This window comes from Nitrosomonas sp. (genome assembly GCF_021731985.1).
GTDB lineage: Bacteria > Pseudomonadota > Gammaproteobacteria > Burkholderiales > Nitrosomonadaceae > Nitrosomonas.
The window spans coordinates 1-17,713 of the sequence record NZ_JAKFWH010000040.1 but is presented as its reverse complement, the minus strand read 5'-3'; the positions used below and the strand labels follow the sequence as shown (position 1 = coordinate 17,713).

General features: G+C 43.5%; 16 protein-coding genes. 1 reads left to right on the top strand and 15 read right to left on the bottom strand.

The genetic code is table 11. The annotated features are described in order from the left end of the window. Positions 1-801 precede the first annotated feature (801 nt). Complete coding sequence (locus QZ942_RS05330) at positions 802-1,488, bottom strand: PEP-CTERM sorting domain-containing protein (protein WP_292993653.1); 687 nt, start codon at positions 1,486-1,488, stop codon at positions 802-804. Positions 1,489-2,110: 622 nt separating this feature from the next. Here QZ942_RS05330 and mutS point away from each other — a divergent pair. Beyond that, entirely contained in the window at positions 2,111-4,711 is a 2,601-nt protein-coding gene (mutS, locus tag QZ942_RS05325) for a DNA mismatch repair protein MutS (protein WP_292993652.1), read from the top strand. A gap of 29 nt (positions 4,712-4,740) precedes the next feature. On the opposite strand, the gene QZ942_RS05320 is transcribed toward mutS, so the two are convergent. The 14 genes from QZ942_RS05320 to QZ942_RS05255 all read right to left on the bottom strand — a co-directional run. Beyond that, positions 4,741-5,220, bottom strand: a complete 480-nt coding sequence (locus QZ942_RS05320; protein WP_292993651.1) for a peptidylprolyl isomerase — start codon at positions 5,218-5,220, stop codon at positions 4,741-4,743. Between the two features lie 158 nt (positions 5,221-5,378). Further along, positions 5,379-5,951: a ribonuclease HII gene (gene rnhB, locus QZ942_RS05315; RefSeq protein ID WP_292993650.1), complete on the bottom strand. Its 573-nt coding sequence runs from the start codon at positions 5,949-5,951 to the stop codon at positions 5,379-5,381. 231 nt (positions 5,952-6,182) lie between these two features. After that, the gene (gene fabZ / locus QZ942_RS05310; RefSeq protein ID WP_292993649.1) at positions 6,183-6,626 is read right to left on the bottom strand and encodes a 3-hydroxyacyl-ACP dehydratase FabZ; all 444 of its coding nucleotides are present in this window, start codon (positions 6,624-6,626) and stop codon (positions 6,183-6,185) included. 66 nt (positions 6,627-6,692) lie between these two features. After that, positions 6,693-7,229 (bottom strand): OmpH family outer membrane protein, encoded by a 537-nt coding sequence (locus QZ942_RS05305; protein WP_292993648.1) that lies wholly within the window; start codon positions 7,227-7,229, stop codon positions 6,693-6,695. 21 nt (positions 7,230-7,250) lie between these two features. Beyond that, positions 7,251-9,524: an outer membrane protein assembly factor BamA gene (gene bamA / locus QZ942_RS05300; protein WP_292993647.1), complete on the bottom strand. Its 2,274-nt coding sequence runs from the start codon at positions 9,522-9,524 to the stop codon at positions 7,251-7,253. Positions 9,525-9,527: 3 nt separating this feature from the next. After that, positions 9,528-10,895, bottom strand: a complete 1,368-nt coding sequence (rseP, locus tag QZ942_RS05295; protein ID WP_292993646.1) for an RIP metalloprotease RseP — start codon at positions 10,893-10,895, stop codon at positions 9,528-9,530. A gap of 111 nt (positions 10,896-11,006) precedes the next feature. Continuing rightward, complete coding sequence (gene ispC / locus QZ942_RS05290) at positions 11,007-12,194, bottom strand: 1-deoxy-D-xylulose-5-phosphate reductoisomerase (RefSeq protein WP_292993645.1); 1,188 nt, start codon at positions 12,192-12,194, stop codon at positions 11,007-11,009. After that, positions 12,191-13,015, bottom strand: a complete 825-nt coding sequence (locus QZ942_RS05285) for a phosphatidate cytidylyltransferase (protein ID WP_292993644.1) — start codon at positions 13,013-13,015, stop codon at positions 12,191-12,193. Before QZ942_RS05285 ends, ispC begins: the two co-directional genes overlap by 4 nt. Positions 13,016-13,029: 14 nt before the next feature. After that, the gene (uppS, locus tag QZ942_RS05280) at positions 13,030-13,797 is read right to left on the bottom strand and encodes a polyprenyl diphosphate synthase (protein ID WP_292993643.1); all 768 of its coding nucleotides are present in this window, start codon (positions 13,795-13,797) and stop codon (positions 13,030-13,032) included. A gap of 1 nt (position 13,798) precedes the next feature. After that, the gene (frr, locus tag QZ942_RS05275; protein ID WP_292993654.1) at positions 13,799-14,356 is read right to left on the bottom strand and encodes a ribosome recycling factor; all 558 of its coding nucleotides are present in this window, start codon (positions 14,354-14,356) and stop codon (positions 13,799-13,801) included. A 49-nt stretch (positions 14,357-14,405) separates the two neighbouring features. After that, positions 14,406-15,122: a UMP kinase gene (pyrH, locus tag QZ942_RS05270; RefSeq protein ID WP_292993642.1), complete on the bottom strand. Its 717-nt coding sequence runs from the start codon at positions 15,120-15,122 to the stop codon at positions 14,406-14,408. A 33-nt stretch (positions 15,123-15,155) separates the two neighbouring features. Next, positions 15,156-16,040: a translation elongation factor Ts gene (gene tsf, locus QZ942_RS05265; RefSeq protein WP_292993641.1), complete on the bottom strand. Its 885-nt coding sequence runs from the start codon at positions 16,038-16,040 to the stop codon at positions 15,156-15,158. Between the two features lie 172 nt (positions 16,041-16,212). Continuing rightward, positions 16,213-16,932, bottom strand: coding sequence for a 30S ribosomal protein S2 (rpsB, locus tag QZ942_RS05260; RefSeq protein WP_292993640.1), 720 nt, complete (start codon positions 16,930-16,932; stop codon positions 16,213-16,215). Positions 16,933-17,198: 266 nt separating this feature from the next. Then, positions 17,199-17,713: helix-turn-helix domain-containing protein (locus tag QZ942_RS05255; RefSeq protein ID WP_292993639.1), on the bottom strand; the 515-nt coding region annotated here is incomplete at its 5' end.

Genomic DNA, 17,713 nt, shown 5'->3' with positions numbered 1-17,713 from the left:
TGCATGGTCGATATTGAGTCGTGGCGAATCCTACCGGAAAGCCGCGTAGTAAGCCCAGCGATAACTGATTAAGTTTAGCAGGAAAGTTTCAACTGGTAATTGCGAAGCAAGATGAATTGATGGCAAACAGGTCAGACCGGTGTAAGTAATTCAGACTTATCCATAGGCTCCCTGCTGATGCAGCACAAGGCAAAGCCGCTAGGGCGATATGAACCTTACGCGCGAAATCCATCATGGCTCGGATAGTTATCGCTATCCAACCAGAAGCCGGATATACGGAAGCAGTTGCACCTTAAAGCTATCACTTTTTGCTTGCAAAACGGGAGGAGTCCATATAAGGAATAATGCAAAAAATCGGGTTTCGATGCTTAGTATGCTGACACATAATGACACCTCCAAATGATAAGCGAATTTGCTGCCGAAGAAGTCTAGCACCTGCATGTGGCAGTGGCATGCAGCTTAAGTGTTAAAAATTAAGCCGTAATTGGATTAGTACTGCTATCTGATATATTACTCTTTCTTTCTTAGAAAAGGGCAATCGCAATCCGGTTTCAATCTCAACTGACTAACTTCTTTTTAGGTAATTGTGCGAGGTGATAAGGAGTCTCTCAATGACTTACCTTTGTCATTCCGAACGGAGTGAGGAATCTTTAATAATCAACAGTATAGATTTCTTGCCATGCTTAAAATGACAGTTATTCAGAAGTTCCTTAATAAGTGCCTGGGATTCAACGTACTCAGCGACTGCTTCCTTTAAACGAGAGCAGTCGCTGATAGTGAAAGTTTGAGGAAGCCAATATCTCAGCTACGTCTACGCATGGCGATAGCCCCAATCAAAGCCAAACCAGCGGCCATCAATGCCCAAGCGCTTGGTTCGGGTACCGGTGCATACATCGTGCCGTACTGCACATGGTCAATCTCAATGCCGCCGCTGCTGTTTGAGATAAAGATCGATTTAATGCCACCCTCGAAGGTCAGACCGAAGAAGCGGTCCTCAGCGGTTGTGCCGCTATGACTGCCATCGGGTATGCCACTGAAGGTTTGCGACAACAGTAGCGTGTTGCTGGCATCAAAGGCACTGAATGTAATACTGCCGGCGCCGTCAGTCCATACCAGTCCGAAGGCAGTAGGCAAATCGCTGCTTGTGTAAGTATATTGCACACCAGTAGAACCAGGACCAGAGAACCAGCTTGAGCCAGTCACACCGGAGCCGTCAATTGCGCCATCATCGAAATCAACAGAGTCCCGTGCCCCGGTGAATGCTCCGGGACCAATAACCGAGCCTGCACTGGCGCTCAAGCTACCACCGATGCCTGGACCGTCCTCGAAATCATCCAGAAAAGTAGGTGCACCGCTCTGATAAAAACCGGCCGGAATGTCAGCCTGCGACAGATAGGAAGAGGGCCCAAACAGCACTGGTGCAGCAACGGCCGTCGTTCCGACGAGAGCATTAAGCACCAGTAGTGCAGTGATTCGTTTGATATTCATGTTATTCCTCCAGTTAAATCATTCAACTTGTGATTCCTCGAAGCGTTGCCATGTGGTTGTTTATTTCGAGCGGATTAACAGGAACCACCGGGTTAAAAATATACGCTCTTTTGATTAAAATATACGCAATACCACGCTATCGATAAACAATCCCATAATTAATTTATCATTCAATTACTCCTTCGATTTAATCATAGTAGTGATCTAGCAAATATAGTTGATATGTCATTTTTTATCAGGACATTTGTACTATAAAGTTGGCAATCAGATTTAATACATGCTTCAAATTCACCGCGTTTTTCAGTAACCTGATTAGGCGGGGGATACTATGCACAATTTTTTTCCTGGTGCAGGACGTAGATAGACTATACCTTTTGACTCAAGAAATTTGAGAGGCATGCATTCGTGTGACATCGCCACAGATGGAATCAATAGCAGTTTGCCAATAAGTTCTTTGCTGAAGGTATGATCACCCCAGTTCCGTCGATTTTCCGGATAATACTTTTGCTGTTACTCCAATAAATATTGATTGCGCGTATTTCTATTTAGGGTGTTTAGTAAACGAGATTATTCCAGCACAATAATGTATTCTCCACTGCGTAAATAATCTGACGTAGAGCCAATGAAAGCCCAGAAAGATCAACATACTCCGATGATGCAACAATACCTGCGAATTAAGGCGCAGCACCCAGACATGCTGATGTTTTATCGCATGGGGGATTTTTATGAATTGTTTTTTGACGATGCGGAGAAAGCGGCAAAGCTCTTGGGAATTACTTTGACGCAACGTGGCGCTTCTGCCGGGGAGCCCATTAAAATGGCGGGAGTGCCCTATCATGCAGCAGAGCAATATTTGGCAAAACTGGTCAAGTCAGGTGAATCCGTAGCAATCTGCGAGCAGGTGGGTGATCCGGCGACCAGCAAAGGTCCTGTTGCACGTGAGGTCACCCGTATCATCACGCCTGGAACATTGACGGATGCAGCATTGCTTGAGGATAAGCGCGATTGCATATTGTTGGCTTTATGGGTGCACGAATCGACTTTGGGGCTGGCTTGGCTGAATCTGGCAGCAGGGCAATTACGTGTGATGGAGACATCACCACAAAATCTGCTGAGTGAGCTGGAGCGCCTGCAGCCGTCAGAGATACTTTTGCCCGAGTCACTTAAACAAGCTGAAATACAAGATAAAAATTGGGCGTTAAGGCGATTGCCTTTGTGGCAGTTTGATCGTGATACTGCAATCAGTAATCTTACGCGGCAATTTGAAACGCATGATCTGTCTGGCTTTGGTTGTGAGGATTTGCCTATTGCGCTGTGCGCTGCCGGCGCCCTACTCGAATACGCCCGTCTGACTCAAGGATCTGCTGCGCTTCCTATCACATCGTTGCAAGCTGAGCGGGGTAGTATTTATATTCGGATGGATGCTGCCACACGCCGTAATCTGGAAATTTCCGAAACCATACGCGGTGAACGTTCCCCTACGTTGTTGTCATTACTGGATACATGCTCAACCAATATGGGAAGCCGCCTGTTGCAATTCTGGCTGCATCATCCATTACGGGATCATGCGGCAATACAAAAGCGGCTCGATAGCGTTGTGGCCTTAATCGGAGAAAGTGAGCAGAATAATTATTGGGTCGCGCGAGATCTGCTTCGGCATTTTGTAGATGTTGAACGGATTACTGCCCGCATTGCACTCAAATCAGCGCGCCCGAGAGACTTATCGGGTTTGCGTGATAGCCTGAAACTATTGCCGGAAGTCATTCAAGCCATGGCAAATGGTTTCAGCGAGAGAATTAGTCAATTGAGTCTGGCGATGCAGATTGAGCCTGCTCTCGTTGAGTTATTGAGTCAATCTTTGTTGGAAGAGCCCGGTGTGGTGTTGCGTGAAGGCAATGTGATTGCCGATGGTTATGATGCCGAACTGGATGAATTACGTGCCCTGCAAAATAATTGCGGTGAATTCTTGTTACAACTGGAGATTCGTGAAAAAGAACGCACCGGCATTCCTAATCTCAAAGTGGAATATAACCGTGTGCATGGATTTTATATTGAAGTCACACACGCACACAGCGAGAAAATTCCCGCTGATTACCGGCGCAGACAAACACTAAAAAGTGCTGAGCGCTATATCACGCCGGAACTAAAAAGTTTCGAAGATAAAGCATTATTCGCACAAGACCGGGCATTGACGCGGGAGAAGTATTTATATGATGAACTTTTGAACGTACTTCTGGGTTATATCCATCCGTTACAGAAAATGGCTGCGAGCGTTGCGGAAATTGATGTTTTGTGCACATTTGCGGAGCGCGCACAAGCGCTTGACTATACTGCGCCGTATTTGTTGCCCGAAGAAATTTTTGAGATTGATACGGGTCGCCACCCAGTTGTGGAAAATCAGGTAGAAAACTTTGTTGCCAATGATGTTCAGTTAGGTGCTGATCATACCGGAAAACCGCGAATGTTGATAATTACCGGTCCCAATATGGGCGGTAAATCAACCTATATGCGGCAAATCGCGCTGATCGCTTTATTGGCACATTGCGGGTGTTATGTGCCTGCCAAAAAAGTACGCATCGGTGTGCTGGACCAGATCTTTACCCGTATTGGCGCTGCCGATGATCTTGCCAGCGGGCGCTCCACGTTTATGGTGGAAATGACGGAAACCGCCAACATACTTCATAATGCAACAGCACAAAGCCTGGTGCTCATGGATGAAGTCGGTCGCGGCACTTCCACTTTTGACGGCTTGGCGCTAGCGTTTGCCATTGCCCGGCATCTATTGAGCAAAAATCGCAGCTTTACACTTTTTGCCACGCATTACTTTGAATTAACGAAACTGGCTGAGGAGTTTAAGCAAATCCAGAATGTACACTTGGATGCGGTGGAGTATAAACACCGTATTGTTTTTCTGCATAAAGTAGCCGAGGGTCCGGCCAGCCAAAGTTATGGTTTACAAGTTGCTGCGCTGGCAGGTGTTCCCGAATCGGTGATCAAAGTGGCCAGAAAGCATTTAATTAAACTGGAACAGGAAAGTGTAAAGAAGGAACCTCAGCTGGATCTGTTTTCTTTTTCCATTCCAGAACCGGAAGAAGACATTCGGCAAGAACATCCGGTGATTGCAATGTTACAAAACCTCTCGCCGGATGAACTCAGCCCCAGGCAAGCACTGGAGCAGCTTTATTTATTGAAGAAAGCGATGGATGCGACGAATAACAGTTAATCTGTTGAACAATCGAATGCTCTATTTCATTAATGCTCATGCCCATGCTCACCATGCACGTGCTGATGGGTAATTTCTTCCGCTGTGGCAGGGCGGACTGCAGTTACTGTGCAGACAAAAATCAATCTCATGCCCGCAAACGGATGATTGCCATCGACAATGACGGTATCGTCAGCAATTTCTGTAACTTGGTAGATGATAATGTCGTCTGAACCTTCTGCGCCCCCCTCAAAATGCATGCCAACTGCCACATTATCAGGAAAAGAGTCGCGCGGCTCGACGCGGATTAACTCCGCATCATATTCACCAAACGTATCTTCCGGGTCCATTGAAACCGTGCACGAATGACCAATTTCCATTTCATGAAGCGCTTCCTCAACCAGAGGGAAAATGCCACCATAGCCGCCATGCAAATAACTGATTGGTGTATCCGTTTTCTCCAGAATTTTTCCGGTGTCATCTGACAATTCATAGTTGAGTGAAACCACAGTATTTTTTTCAATGCGCATGTTAAGTTTATCCTTGTTTAGTGATTAAAAAATGTAAATATGATTAATAATCAGAGTTGTTATCTGCTACCAGAATTGAATTGAATAGATTTTATTATACGCACAAAGTGATTTTCTTCCTTTCTTTGAGATAAAAACAGTTCAGTGTTATCGTTGATCTATAAATACTTTCTACTAAATTTTAATGCGGTGACAGGCGCAAAACTTTGCCGATGTATCTCACATGCGCCATGCATTTGTAATGCAGCCAAATGCTTTTTAGTAGGATATCCTTTGTGCTGATCAAATCCATAAAGTGGAAAACATTGATGCAGTCTGTGCATCTCCTTATCACGTGCTGTCTTAGCTAAAATAGAGGCTGCTGAGATTTCGGGTATCAGGCTGTCACCTCTAATGATTGTACGTACTGAACACTCCAGGCGAGGACTTTGATTTCCATCGACAAGCACCATATCCGGTCTGAAAGGTAAGCTTTCTACCGCGCGTTTCATCGCAAGCAAACTTGCCTGTAGAATATTTAACTGATCAATTTCTTGCACCGAGGCGGAAGCAATTGCCCATGCTTTGGCGTATTTCTTGATAGTGATTGCAAGCGCTTCACGCTTTTTCTCACTCAACGCCTTAGAATCGGCTAATCCGGTTATTTGATAGGCACCGTTGAGTACCACACACGCTGCATAAACGGGCCCAGCCAGTGGCCCTCTACCAGCTTCGTCTACTCCGCAAACCACTCCGCTCGCACTGAAAGTGTCAATATTTATTCTCCGCTCACTATGCTGTTTGCACTAGGATAATACAAAGTGATTTCTCAGCTGGCTGTTGGAAACTATCTGTGTTGCCGCCGTGGCGTTAGAAACAGACTCAGAATGCTCATTTATTAAGCATGAAATGCGCTTCTCCGCCTATTTTTACCTTGCATCGACCGGCCTTCCCGAATACGTTCTTGAATGGCCTGTTAATGGTTATACATTTCTTGCAGTACACATTAGCTTAGCTTCAGTTACAAGCTGTCCATCGACTTCAGCGCGGGCTGAATATTTCCATAATCCCTTTATTTGCCGTTCTATGGCAACCTTGAGAATTAATTGATCACCAGCCATAACGGGTTTTTTAAAACGAACGCCGTCTATCCCGACAAAATAATAAACTGTATTGTCTTTGTTAATCGTGTCTACTGTTCTAAGCGTCAGAATGGCTGCAGCCTGGGCTAAAGCCTCAACAATCAGGACACCCGGCATAACCGGATAATGCGGAAAATGCCCCGAAAAGAATGGTTCATTGATGGAAACATTTTTTAATGCAACGATATCCTTGCCCGCCTCGTAAGAGATTACTTTATCCACCAATAAAAGTGGATAGCGATGAGGCAGGTATTTTAAGATTTCGTGAATATTCATGGAATTCATACTATTTTCCTTTTAACCCAAGACCTTTATTGATGACACTTGAGCAGAATTTATTGGAGTTTTTTCCTATTCATTTTCGAGTGCTTTAATAACTTTATCTGTAATATCAATTCGTTGACTTCTATAAACTGAGTCCTGGAGTTGCAATATCAGATCATATTTTTCTGTTTCAGCAATTTTGCTGATAGCTCGATTGGTTCGTTCCAAAATTACACTGTATTCTTCATTCTGGCGCACACTAAAATCTTCCCGCATTTGCCTTTGTGCGCGTTGATATTCACGGCTCAGATTGGCAAGGTTTCTTTCTAAATTACGTCGCTCTGTTTCTTCCATCATCGCAGTGCTGTCTTTTTCAAGCTTGTCTTGCAATGTCTTGGCTTGAACAGCCATTTTTTTGATGTCTTCATCACGCGGCACAAATTCTTGATCTATTTTCTTCTGTGCCTGAATCGCTGGCAAGGATTCGCGCAAAATTTTCTCTGTATTCACCACGCCAATTTTGATATCCCCGGCAAAAACCATAGTAAATTCACTGATTGAAACAATGGTTATAAGAACTATAACTATAGCGCACCACCGATTGATTCGTTTTAGGCTATTCACTGGATAGGACCTCAATTAATTTTAGAATTGTTGCCCAAACATAAATTGGAAAGCTTGCAATCTATCAACAGGCTGGTCGTTTAAGGGTTCGGCAATACTGACTTTCAGTGGCCCCATCGGCGAAACCCAAGTGAGCGCAATGCCAGCCGAATAACGCATTAAATTAAGGTCAATATTTCTGGCAAATACGGTACCGCCATCAATGAATGCGCTTAAACGAAGTGATCTATCCTCTTTCATGAAGGGAACCGGGAAAAGCACTTCGATATTACCAACTACGCGCTTGCTGCCGCCTAATGAAAGATTTCTATCATCACGGGGACCTAAGGAATTCAGATCATAACCGCGCACGGAATTATTACCTCCGGCAAAGAAGTTCTTGAAAAAAGGTAGTGAACGTCCTGTATACCCGTCACCGTATCCAAATTCACCATTCAGCATGAGTGTAAGATTATCAGTAATGGGGTAGAACCATTTCTGATGGTAACTTATTTTATAATAATCTAAATCTCCGCCGGGCACACTGACTTCACCAAACAGCCGATGCGTTGTTCCCGAAGTGGTCCAAATAGCACTATCACGGCGATCACGTGCCCAAGTGAGCGTCAGTGGAAAATTATTGGTCGATTTTCCAAATTCGGTAACGAAATCTTTATTGCGTTGCGGGCTGCTATCAAAAACACCCAACACGGTGTTCTCAGCAGCCAGACCTATAGATACGATATCATTTTCAGCGATCGGTATACCGAGCCGCACACCGGCACCTATGGTTTCAGTTTTAAATGTACCAACACGGGACAGCGGGCGAGTATCTAGGTCACGTTTGTAGACATCGAAGCCGAGACTGACTCCGTTGACTGTAAAATAGGGATTGGTAAATGATGCGGCATAAGTTTTGTTGATGGCGCCTGTATTGACATCAAGGCTAAAAAAGTTGCCCGTACCAAAAATATTGTTCTGCGAAATCGAGCCGTTCAAAATAATACCTTGACGATCAGAATAACCTGCACCAAACATGATTGATCCGGTTGGTCTTTCTTCTACTTTGACATTGATATCAACCTGATCGGTTTTATTGGGTACAGCGGGTGTTTCCACATTAACACTGTTAAAGAAGAATAATCGATCAACACGTTGTTTAGAAATGTTAATATTTTTAGTGGAATGCCAGGCGCCTTCCATTTGGCGGAACTCACGACGTATCACTTCATCACGTGTTCGATCATTGCCGGTTATATTGATACGTCGGATATAGACACGTCGGCCCGGATCAATAAAGAATGTAAATCCAGCTTGACGCTTTTCGTGATCCAATTCCGGTGATGCATTGATATTGGCAAATGCATAGCCATCATCACCTAAGCGGTCGGTAATTAATTTAATGGATTCGGTCAGTTTCTGGCGTGCAAATACTTCTCCATCCTTTAGTAATATCAGTTTACGTATCTCTTCTTCCGGTAATAGGGGTTCTCCAGCTACTTTGATTTCAGAGACTGTATATTGGGCACCTTCGGTAATATTAATTGTGATATAGATATCGCGCAAGTCTGGCGTTATGGAAACTTGAGTGGATTCGATATTGAATTCCAGATAACCTCGATCAAGATAATAAGATCGGAGTGTCTCTAAATCGGCGGATAATTTCTGTTTTGAATATTGATCATTTTTGGTGAACCAGCTTAATAAGTCAGGTTTCCTGAGGACAAGTATACCGCGTAACTCTTTGTCTTGAAATTTCTCGTTACCGACAAAACTGATTTTCTTAATCCTGGCTGTCCGGCCTTCATTAATATCAAAATTAATTGCAATACGATTACGTTCCAGTGGTGTGGTCGTTGTTGTTATTTTGACGGCATATTTTCCTCGGCTGATATACTGGCGTTTTAATTCCTGTTCGGCTCTATCCAAAAGCGAACGGCTAAAAATCCGGGATTCCGATATGCCTGCCTGTTTTAGGCCTTCGAGCAATTTGTCTTTTTCAAACTCTTTTGCACCATTAATACTAATTTGTGCAATAGCTGGGCGTTCATCAACTTCTACGATTAAAACGCCATTCTCAGATTTTAATTTTACGTCTTTGAAGAAACCGGTTGCATAGAGCGCCTTGATAGCTTCGGTTGCTTTTTCTTCATCAAGTGTATCGCCAACTTTAACAGGGAGGTAGCTAAATACTGTGCCAGCCTCAGTGCGCTGTATGCCTTCGACGCGAATATCCTTAACAATGAAAGAATCGCTGGCCCAGGATGAGAAAGCATGGAAGAGACTTACAAACGCAACAAGATACCGGAATTTCATTATCTAACCAGTAATAAGCCGATTAATATCGTTATAGATGGCAAATGTCATGAGTGTAAACAGCAAGGCCAGGCCGATTTTCTGCCCGATCAAAATGGCCTGATCAGAAAGAGGATTTCCTTTAATTATTTCAATAAGGTAATACATTAAATGCCCGCCATCGAGAATTGGGATCGGCAATAAGTTCAGAACACCGATACTGACACTGATCAGCGCCAGAAAAGCCAAATAGGATGCCAACCCCATCTGTGCAGACTGGCCTGCATAGTCAGCAATTGAAATCGGTCCGCTGACATTCTTCCAAGATACATCGCCGGTAATCATTTTGGATAGCATTTGTAATGTCAGTATGGTTGTTTCCCAAGTCTTCTCAATGGCTTTCTGGAATGCTTTGACAGGAGGATAACTGACTGTAACGAGCAATTCTTCAAATTCTGCTTGATTGACAACGGGTGCAACGCCGATCTTGCCTATTTGTTTGCCATTTTCTGTGGTTGCTTCCGGTGTAATGGCAATTATTGCCACTTGATTATTACGCAAAATTTCGAGTTCCAGAGTATGCTCCGGGTTTGTGCGTATCTGTTGCACAAAGTCCATCCAGGTGTGAATTTCAGTATCATTGACAGCTAAAATTTCATCTCCTGCTAACAAGCCAGCATGCTGACCAGCGCCATCGGCAACTACTTGCCCGATAACGGGCTTTAGAATAGGCTGATAACTATTAAGGCCAATAATTCCAAGGAAATTTCCATTGAGATTATCCGGGTCAATTTGACTTAAATCTAATTGCCGCCAATTGATCTCGCCATTTTTATTAATGGTTTGTACTTTTACGTTTGCCGATTGATCAATAGCATATCGTAATAAGGTCCAGCGAGCATCTTGCCAACTGGCAACCGGTTCATTCTCGATGGTGACAATAGTTTCACCTTGCTCAAATTTTGCATGCGCAGCAGGAGAGGCGGGTTCAATTGGGCCAAGTACCGGTTTCATTCCATTGACACCCAGGATGAAGAGTAGCCAGTATAAGACAATAGCTAGCAAAAAATTGGCAATGGGACCGGCTGCAACAATGGCAAAACGGCGTGCTACCGGTTGACGGTTAAATGCGCGAGGTAAATCTTCATGCGCTACTTTCCCTTCATTCTCATCCAGCATCTTGACATAGCCACCCAATGGAATCGCCGCAATTACCCATTCTGTTTTGTCTTTTCCCCAACGCTTGCGAAAAATCGGTTGACCAAAACCGATACAGAATCGTAATACTTTAACGCCATTCCAGCGTGCTACCAGATAATGACCAAATTCATGAAATGTAATCAGTATGCCTAAGGCAATAATGAAAGAAATGATAGTATAAGCTATTGTCATATCAGGTCAGGGTGTGTGAAAAGTGCACTTAGGGGAAGGTTTTATCTGCACGATACTATCATTAATTAAGAAAAATTGAATCTTGTCATGGCGAGCAGTTTCCTGACTTTTTTACTGCAGATTTGCAAGCCACTCTCGCGCAACGTCACGAGCCAATGCATCTGTTCTCAATACATCATCCAGTGTTGCCATATCTTCTTGTTGTACTGTCTGCATAACATGTTCAATCATAGCCGGGATGGCGGTAAATTTCATGCGCTCTTTAAGAAAGGATTCTACAGCAATCTCATTTGCGGCATTGAGAACTGCAGGCATATTCCCGCCCGCGGCAAGCGCTTGATAGGCTAATCCCAAGCATGGGAATCTTTCAAAATCAGGTTCTTCAAAATCAAGATGCGCCACTTTGAACATATCTAAAGCGGATACTCCGCTTGCTATCCGATCGGGATAACCCATCGCGTGTGCAATCGGGGTACGCATATCAGGGTTGCCCAATTGCGCTATGACTGAACCATCGACATAGGCAACCATCGAGTGGATTACACTTTGCGGATGAATTACAACCTGAATATTGTCCGGAGGTGCGTCAAACAACCAATGCGCTTCAATTACTTCCAATCCTTTATTCATCATGGTGGCAGAATCAACAGAAATTTTCTGCCCCATATCCCAATTCGGATGCGCACAGGCCTGTTCTGGAGTCACTTTCTCCAACGAAGCTAACGGTGTGCATCGAAATGGTCCACCCGAAGCAGTGAGTAGTATGCGGCTGATGCCTGCCGCCGCTAAGTTACCATTGAAATGATGCGGTAGAGATTGATAAATCGCATTATGTTCGCTATCAATAGGTAGCAGTGTTGCGTTGTGCTGTTTGACCAGATCCATGAAAATACGCCCGGCCATAACCAGAGTTTCTTTATTGGCAAGCAATACAAGTTTCCCGGTTCGAGCCGCAGCAAACGTTGGAAGGATGCCGGCAGCACCTACAATTGCTGCCATCACAGCATCCACTTCAGGAAGAGAAGCTACCTTTTCCAATGATTCAATACCCGATAATACTTCCGTATCTATCCTGGCTGCTTGAATTGCGCTGGCCAATTGCTCCGCACATTCCCTATCCAGCATTACCGCATAACGCGGTTGAAAGCGTTGGCATTGTGACAACATTTTTTCAACATTCTTATTGGCAGTTAGCGCAAATGCCTGAAAGCGGTCAGGGTGGCGTGCTATCACATCCAGTGTGCTCTCCCCAATGCTGCCGGTGGAGCCGAGTATTGTTATTTGGCGGATGGCTTTCATAAAGCGGGCGAATAAAAAATAAGTAATGCCAATATGGCGAGTGGCAATGAGGAAGTCAAAGCATCAATCCGATCCAATATTCCACCATGCCCGGGCAGAATATTTCCGCTATCCTTAACATTGGCATGACGTTTTATCAATGATTCGTACAAGTCACCGATGATACCTAATATGGTCATAAATAACAGCAATGGTACTAACTTTGAAGCTAAAGATTCTTCATTAAGCCAGGAATCCCAAACCAAGCCATAAATTAATACGGCAATTAAAGCACCGGCAACGCCTTCCCAAGTTTTATTCGGGCTAATAGTGGGCGCAAGTTTGTGCTTGCCAAATGATCGCCCGGTAAAATAAGCTGCTGTATCGGAAATCCAGATGGTTGCCATAAAACCTAATAAAAGTAATGGACTGATGGTACGTAACTGATAGAGCGCAAGACAGGTTGGTATCAACAGTATCCAGCCGATTAGCATCCAGATATAGGGGTTTTTAACAACATAGAGTTGCTTCAGATATAACGGTGCACATACTATCCAAAATGCAGCCGACAATATATATACCCACATTGGATCTGACGAGTAGGCATCGACTTTTACAGATTCACTTAATTGAAACAATAATTCTCCACCCACCAAAGTCGTGAGTAACATAAAATAAATCGTATTTCTGACAGAGAATCTAGCTAATTGACTCCATTCTCGGGATCCGATAACTGTCAGAGCAAGTAACAAAGTAGCCCAAAAAATATCTTGCAGGAAAAATAATGCCGAGAGAAATAAAGGTAATACGACAATTGCCGTGAGGATGCGGGCTTTAAGCATTTAAAATTTTCTTCTTATCCTTCAGCAGATATGCCCATTTGAATTTGCTCACTTGTGCGACCAAACCGGCGCTCTCGCTGCTGATACGATTGAATGGCTAACTCCAATTCATGTTCGTCAAAGTCAGGCCATAGCGTATTGGTGAAATATAATTCTGTATAAGCAAGTTGCCATAATAAAAAATTACTGACCCGGCATTCTCCGCCAGTGCGAATAAACAAATCCGGCTCAGGAGCATAGCTCATCGAAAGATATTGCGCCAGGTTTTCTTCTTCAAAATTAAGTGGTAAATTTGTCGATTGCGCCATCATTTTTCGCATGGCCTGCATGATATCCCAGCGGCCGCCGTAGTTGGCCGCTATGGTAAATGTGAGGCGTGTATTTTCGGCAGTCAGTTGTTCACCAATCTGAATGAATTCTATGATTTTAGACTCAAATTTTGATAAATCACCAATTACTTTAAAACGAATGCCATTTTCATGGAGTTTTGTAATTTCTTGTTCTAGAGCACCAAGGAAAAGTTGCATCAAAGAAGTAACTTCGTCAGTAGGGCGTCGCCAGTTTTCACTGCTAAAAGCAAATAAAGTGAGATAGGAAATGTTGCGTTCTATGCAAGATTTAATAACACCACGAACCGTTTCAACACCTTGTTTATGTCCAGCAATACGGGGCAAATAGCGATTCTGAGCCCATCGGCCATTACCATCCATGATAATAGCGATATGTTTGGGTATTGATCCTGTTTCAGGTATCTCTCGGGTTGAACTCGGGCCTTGAGGCATATCAAACAGCCATCAATTCGGCTTCTTTAACTTGTAAAACTTTATCGATCTCGGCGATATAGCGGTCAGTAAGCTTCTGAATCTCATCTTGGCCACGACGCTCATCATCTTCAGATACTTCTTTGGATTTTAATAACTCTTTTAAGTGTGCATTTGCATCGCGGCGGATATTACGCATTGCAATGCGGACAGCTTCCGCTTCATGTTTTACCACTTTAATAAGATCACGGCGCCGCTCTTCAGTGAGAGCCGGCATTGGCACACGGATAGTTTCACCCACCGGCATCGGATTTAAACCCAAGTCAGATTCACGAATTGCCTTTTCAATGGCATTGGCCATTTTCTTTTCCCAAGGAATAACGCCAATCGTGCGTGCATCGATTAGATTGATATTCGCTAATTGGTTAATCGGAGTTTGCGCACCATAATAATCAACCATGACATGATCCAATAGACCAGTATGAGCCCGGCCACTTCTGACTTTACTCAAATCTACTTTCAATGCTTCCAGGCTCTTTTGCATTTTCTGTTCAGCAGATTTTTTTACATCGGCAATCATAATATCCATCCCTTTTGCATCTATTTTCAGGAAGCTAACTATATTTGAATCATAGTGTTACTAAGGTTCCTTCATCTTCTCCTGTTACTATACGTTTTAGAGCTCCAGCCTTGAAAATACTAAATACATTCAGTGGCAATTTCTGATCACGGCATAATGTTAACGCCGTTGCGTCCATCACTTGCAAATTCTTGGCGATAGCTTCATCAAAAGATAATTTATGAAAACGAGTCGCATCTAAATCAATTTTTGGATCACTGGTATAAATGCCATCCACCTTCGTTGCTTTAAGCATGATATCTACACTCATTTCCATACCACGCAAAGCAGCCGCGGTATCGGTAGTAAAAAAAGGATTGCCGGTTCCTGCTGCGAAAATTACGATTCTACCGTCTTTCAGGTAACGCATCGCTCGTCCACGGATATAAGGCTCCACCACCTGCTCGATTCGCAAAGCTGATTGTATGCGCGGCACCAGTCCAACCAGTTTCATGGCATCTTGCAGTGCCAAAGCATTCATCACAGTGGCTAACATACCCATATAATCTGCGGTAACACGCTCAAGCCCGTCATTTGCTGATTTCATGCCGCGAAAGATATTCCCGCCACCGACAACAATGGCAATTTCAACACCCAATTTGCTAATTTCTGCAATTTCAGCAACAATTCTTCCCATTACGGTATGGTTAATACCATACTTGTCTTCACCCATAAGGGCTTCACCGGATAGCTTTAGCAAAATACGTTTATAAGTAACAGCGGTCATTGATTATAAATTTGAGAATTATGGTAGCTTGCTTTATTTGGCCTGTTCCATCTGTGCTTTTACTTCTTCTGCAAAATTCTCAGATTTCTTTTCTATTCCTTCGCCAACAATGAACATTGTAAAACTATTTACTTTGGCAGATTTCTTTGCCAATAATTTTTCTATAGTTTGCTCTGGATCTTTAACAAAAGGCTGACCTAACAAAGTTATTTCGGCTAAATATTTTGCAATGCGGCCATCAACCATTTTCTCAATAATATTTGCTGGTTTTCCACTTTCGGCAGCCTGAGCTGTAAAAATCTGGCGTTCATGCTCCAATACATCTGCAGATACCTGTTCTGTTGACACACACATCGGCTTACTTGCTGCAATATGCATAGCAATATCTTTACCTAACGCTTCGTCGCCCCCAACATAGTCCACCATCACACCGATCTTGGTTCCGTGAAGATAATAAGCCAGTTGACCTTTTGTTGCATGACGCCCGCAACGGCGAATACTGATGTTCTCACCCAATTTCATAATCAATGCTTTACGAACTACCTCAACAGTTTCACCACTTGACAGCGACACATCACTGAGTGCTGTGATTTCGGTCAAGTTCTTTGTTGCAATAAGCTCAGCCAGCTTCCTGGCGAAATCGATAATGTCCTCATTTCTGGCAACAAAATCTGTCTCACAATTAACTTCAACCAGCGCGCCGCGTTGACCATCTTCTGAGATATAGGCACCAATTACACCTTCGGCTGCGATACGGCCTGCTGCCTTACTTGCCTTGGCGCCGCTTTTGATCCTCAACAGATCTTCTGCCGCTTTCATATCGCCGCCAGTCTCTGCCAAGGCTTTTTTGCAATCCATCATGCCAAGCCCAGTCATCTCACGCAATTCTTTTACCATGCTTGCGGTAATATCCGCCATATTTACTCCAGATACAAAATTTAGTTTATGAATAGGATATAGATATTTATTAAGACAAAGATGTGCTTAACGTAAAGGCCACTTTTTATAATAATCAGATAAATGATATATTTATCTGATTATTAATTTATAACTACCAGCATGCCAATACAAATGCAGAATTGTCCTCGTTTTATTCGGCTTCTGCACTCATTTCCACGATTTCCTGAATAGACTGATTACGTCCTTCAAGAACAGCATCGGCTGCGCCACGAGCATATAAACGTATCGCCCGGCTTGAATCATCATTTCCAGGAATCAGGTATTGCAATCCATCTGGATTATGATTGGTATCGATCACACCAATTACCGGAATGCCAAGTTTCTTGGCTTCTGTGATAGCGCCTTTTTGATATCCAACATCTATTACAAATAACGCATCCGGCAGGCCTTTCATATCTTTGATACCACCTAAGCTACTATTGAGTTTATCCAATTCTCGGTGAAGATCGAGCGCTTCTTTTTTTACAAGCTTATCCAACGTTCCGTCCTGAACCATTGTTTCCATATCTTGTAAGCGCTTGATGGATTGTTTGATGGTTTTGAAATTAGTTAACATGCCGCCTAACCAGCGTTGATCCACATAGGGGGATCCGCATCGCGTTGCTTCTTCGCGGACAATATCGCGTGCTTGCCGCTTGGTACCTACAAACAAGATAACCCCTTTGTTTGCTGATAATTGGCGCACGTATTTCATGGCCTCTTCATACATCACCAGGGTCTTTTCTAGATTGATGATATGGATTTTATTTCGATGACCAAAGATATAGGGCGCCATCTTCGGATTCCAGAAGCGTGTTTGATGCCCGAAATGAACACCTGCTTCCAGCATTTGACGCATAGTTACTGACATAAATTGTTCTCCATTAGGATTGAGCCTCCATTCATCCCAGCCGCTCTAAATTGTTTAGGGCACTTAGACAAATGTGTGAATTTAATTTGACCTGCATATCATGCACTATTACGTAGATAGTCAAATTAGCGTTGCATTATAGCATTTTCTTATGCTTACTCAAGCTGATAAGAATTTGAATGAAGGGATGAAGATGATGTTTATATTGCGAGGGAATATTTTACGGCTGTATACCAGACGTGATCGAAGGATGGTGTTGGCAATTCTCAAGTAACACAGGATGAGTTTCCCATTTTCATTCTTAAGCGGGCAATATCGTTTATACGGATATGTTTATTATCAACGGAAATGATATTCTCGTCTTGTAATTTAGAGAAAGCACGGCTAACGGTTTCTAGCTTAAGACCAAGATAGCTGCCAATTTCCTCGCGGGTCATACGCAAATTGAAATCGGATTCGGAATAACCACGCACAAGAAAGCGGCGCGACAAATTCAGCAGAAAAGTTGCTAAGCGTTCTTCAGCTTTCATGCTGCCCAGTAACAACATAACGCCATGATCCCGCACTATTTCACGACTCATTATTTTATGAAAATGGCGCATAAGGGAGGGAATAATTCGGCTGATTTCTTCTAATTTGGCAAAGGGAATTTCACATACTTCGCTATCTTCAAGAGCAATCGCATCACAAGTGTGTGTGTCTGTGCTGATAGCGTCCAAACCCAGCAATTCTCCAGTCATATGAAAACCGGTAACTTGCTGCCGTCCATCTTGTTCAAGTA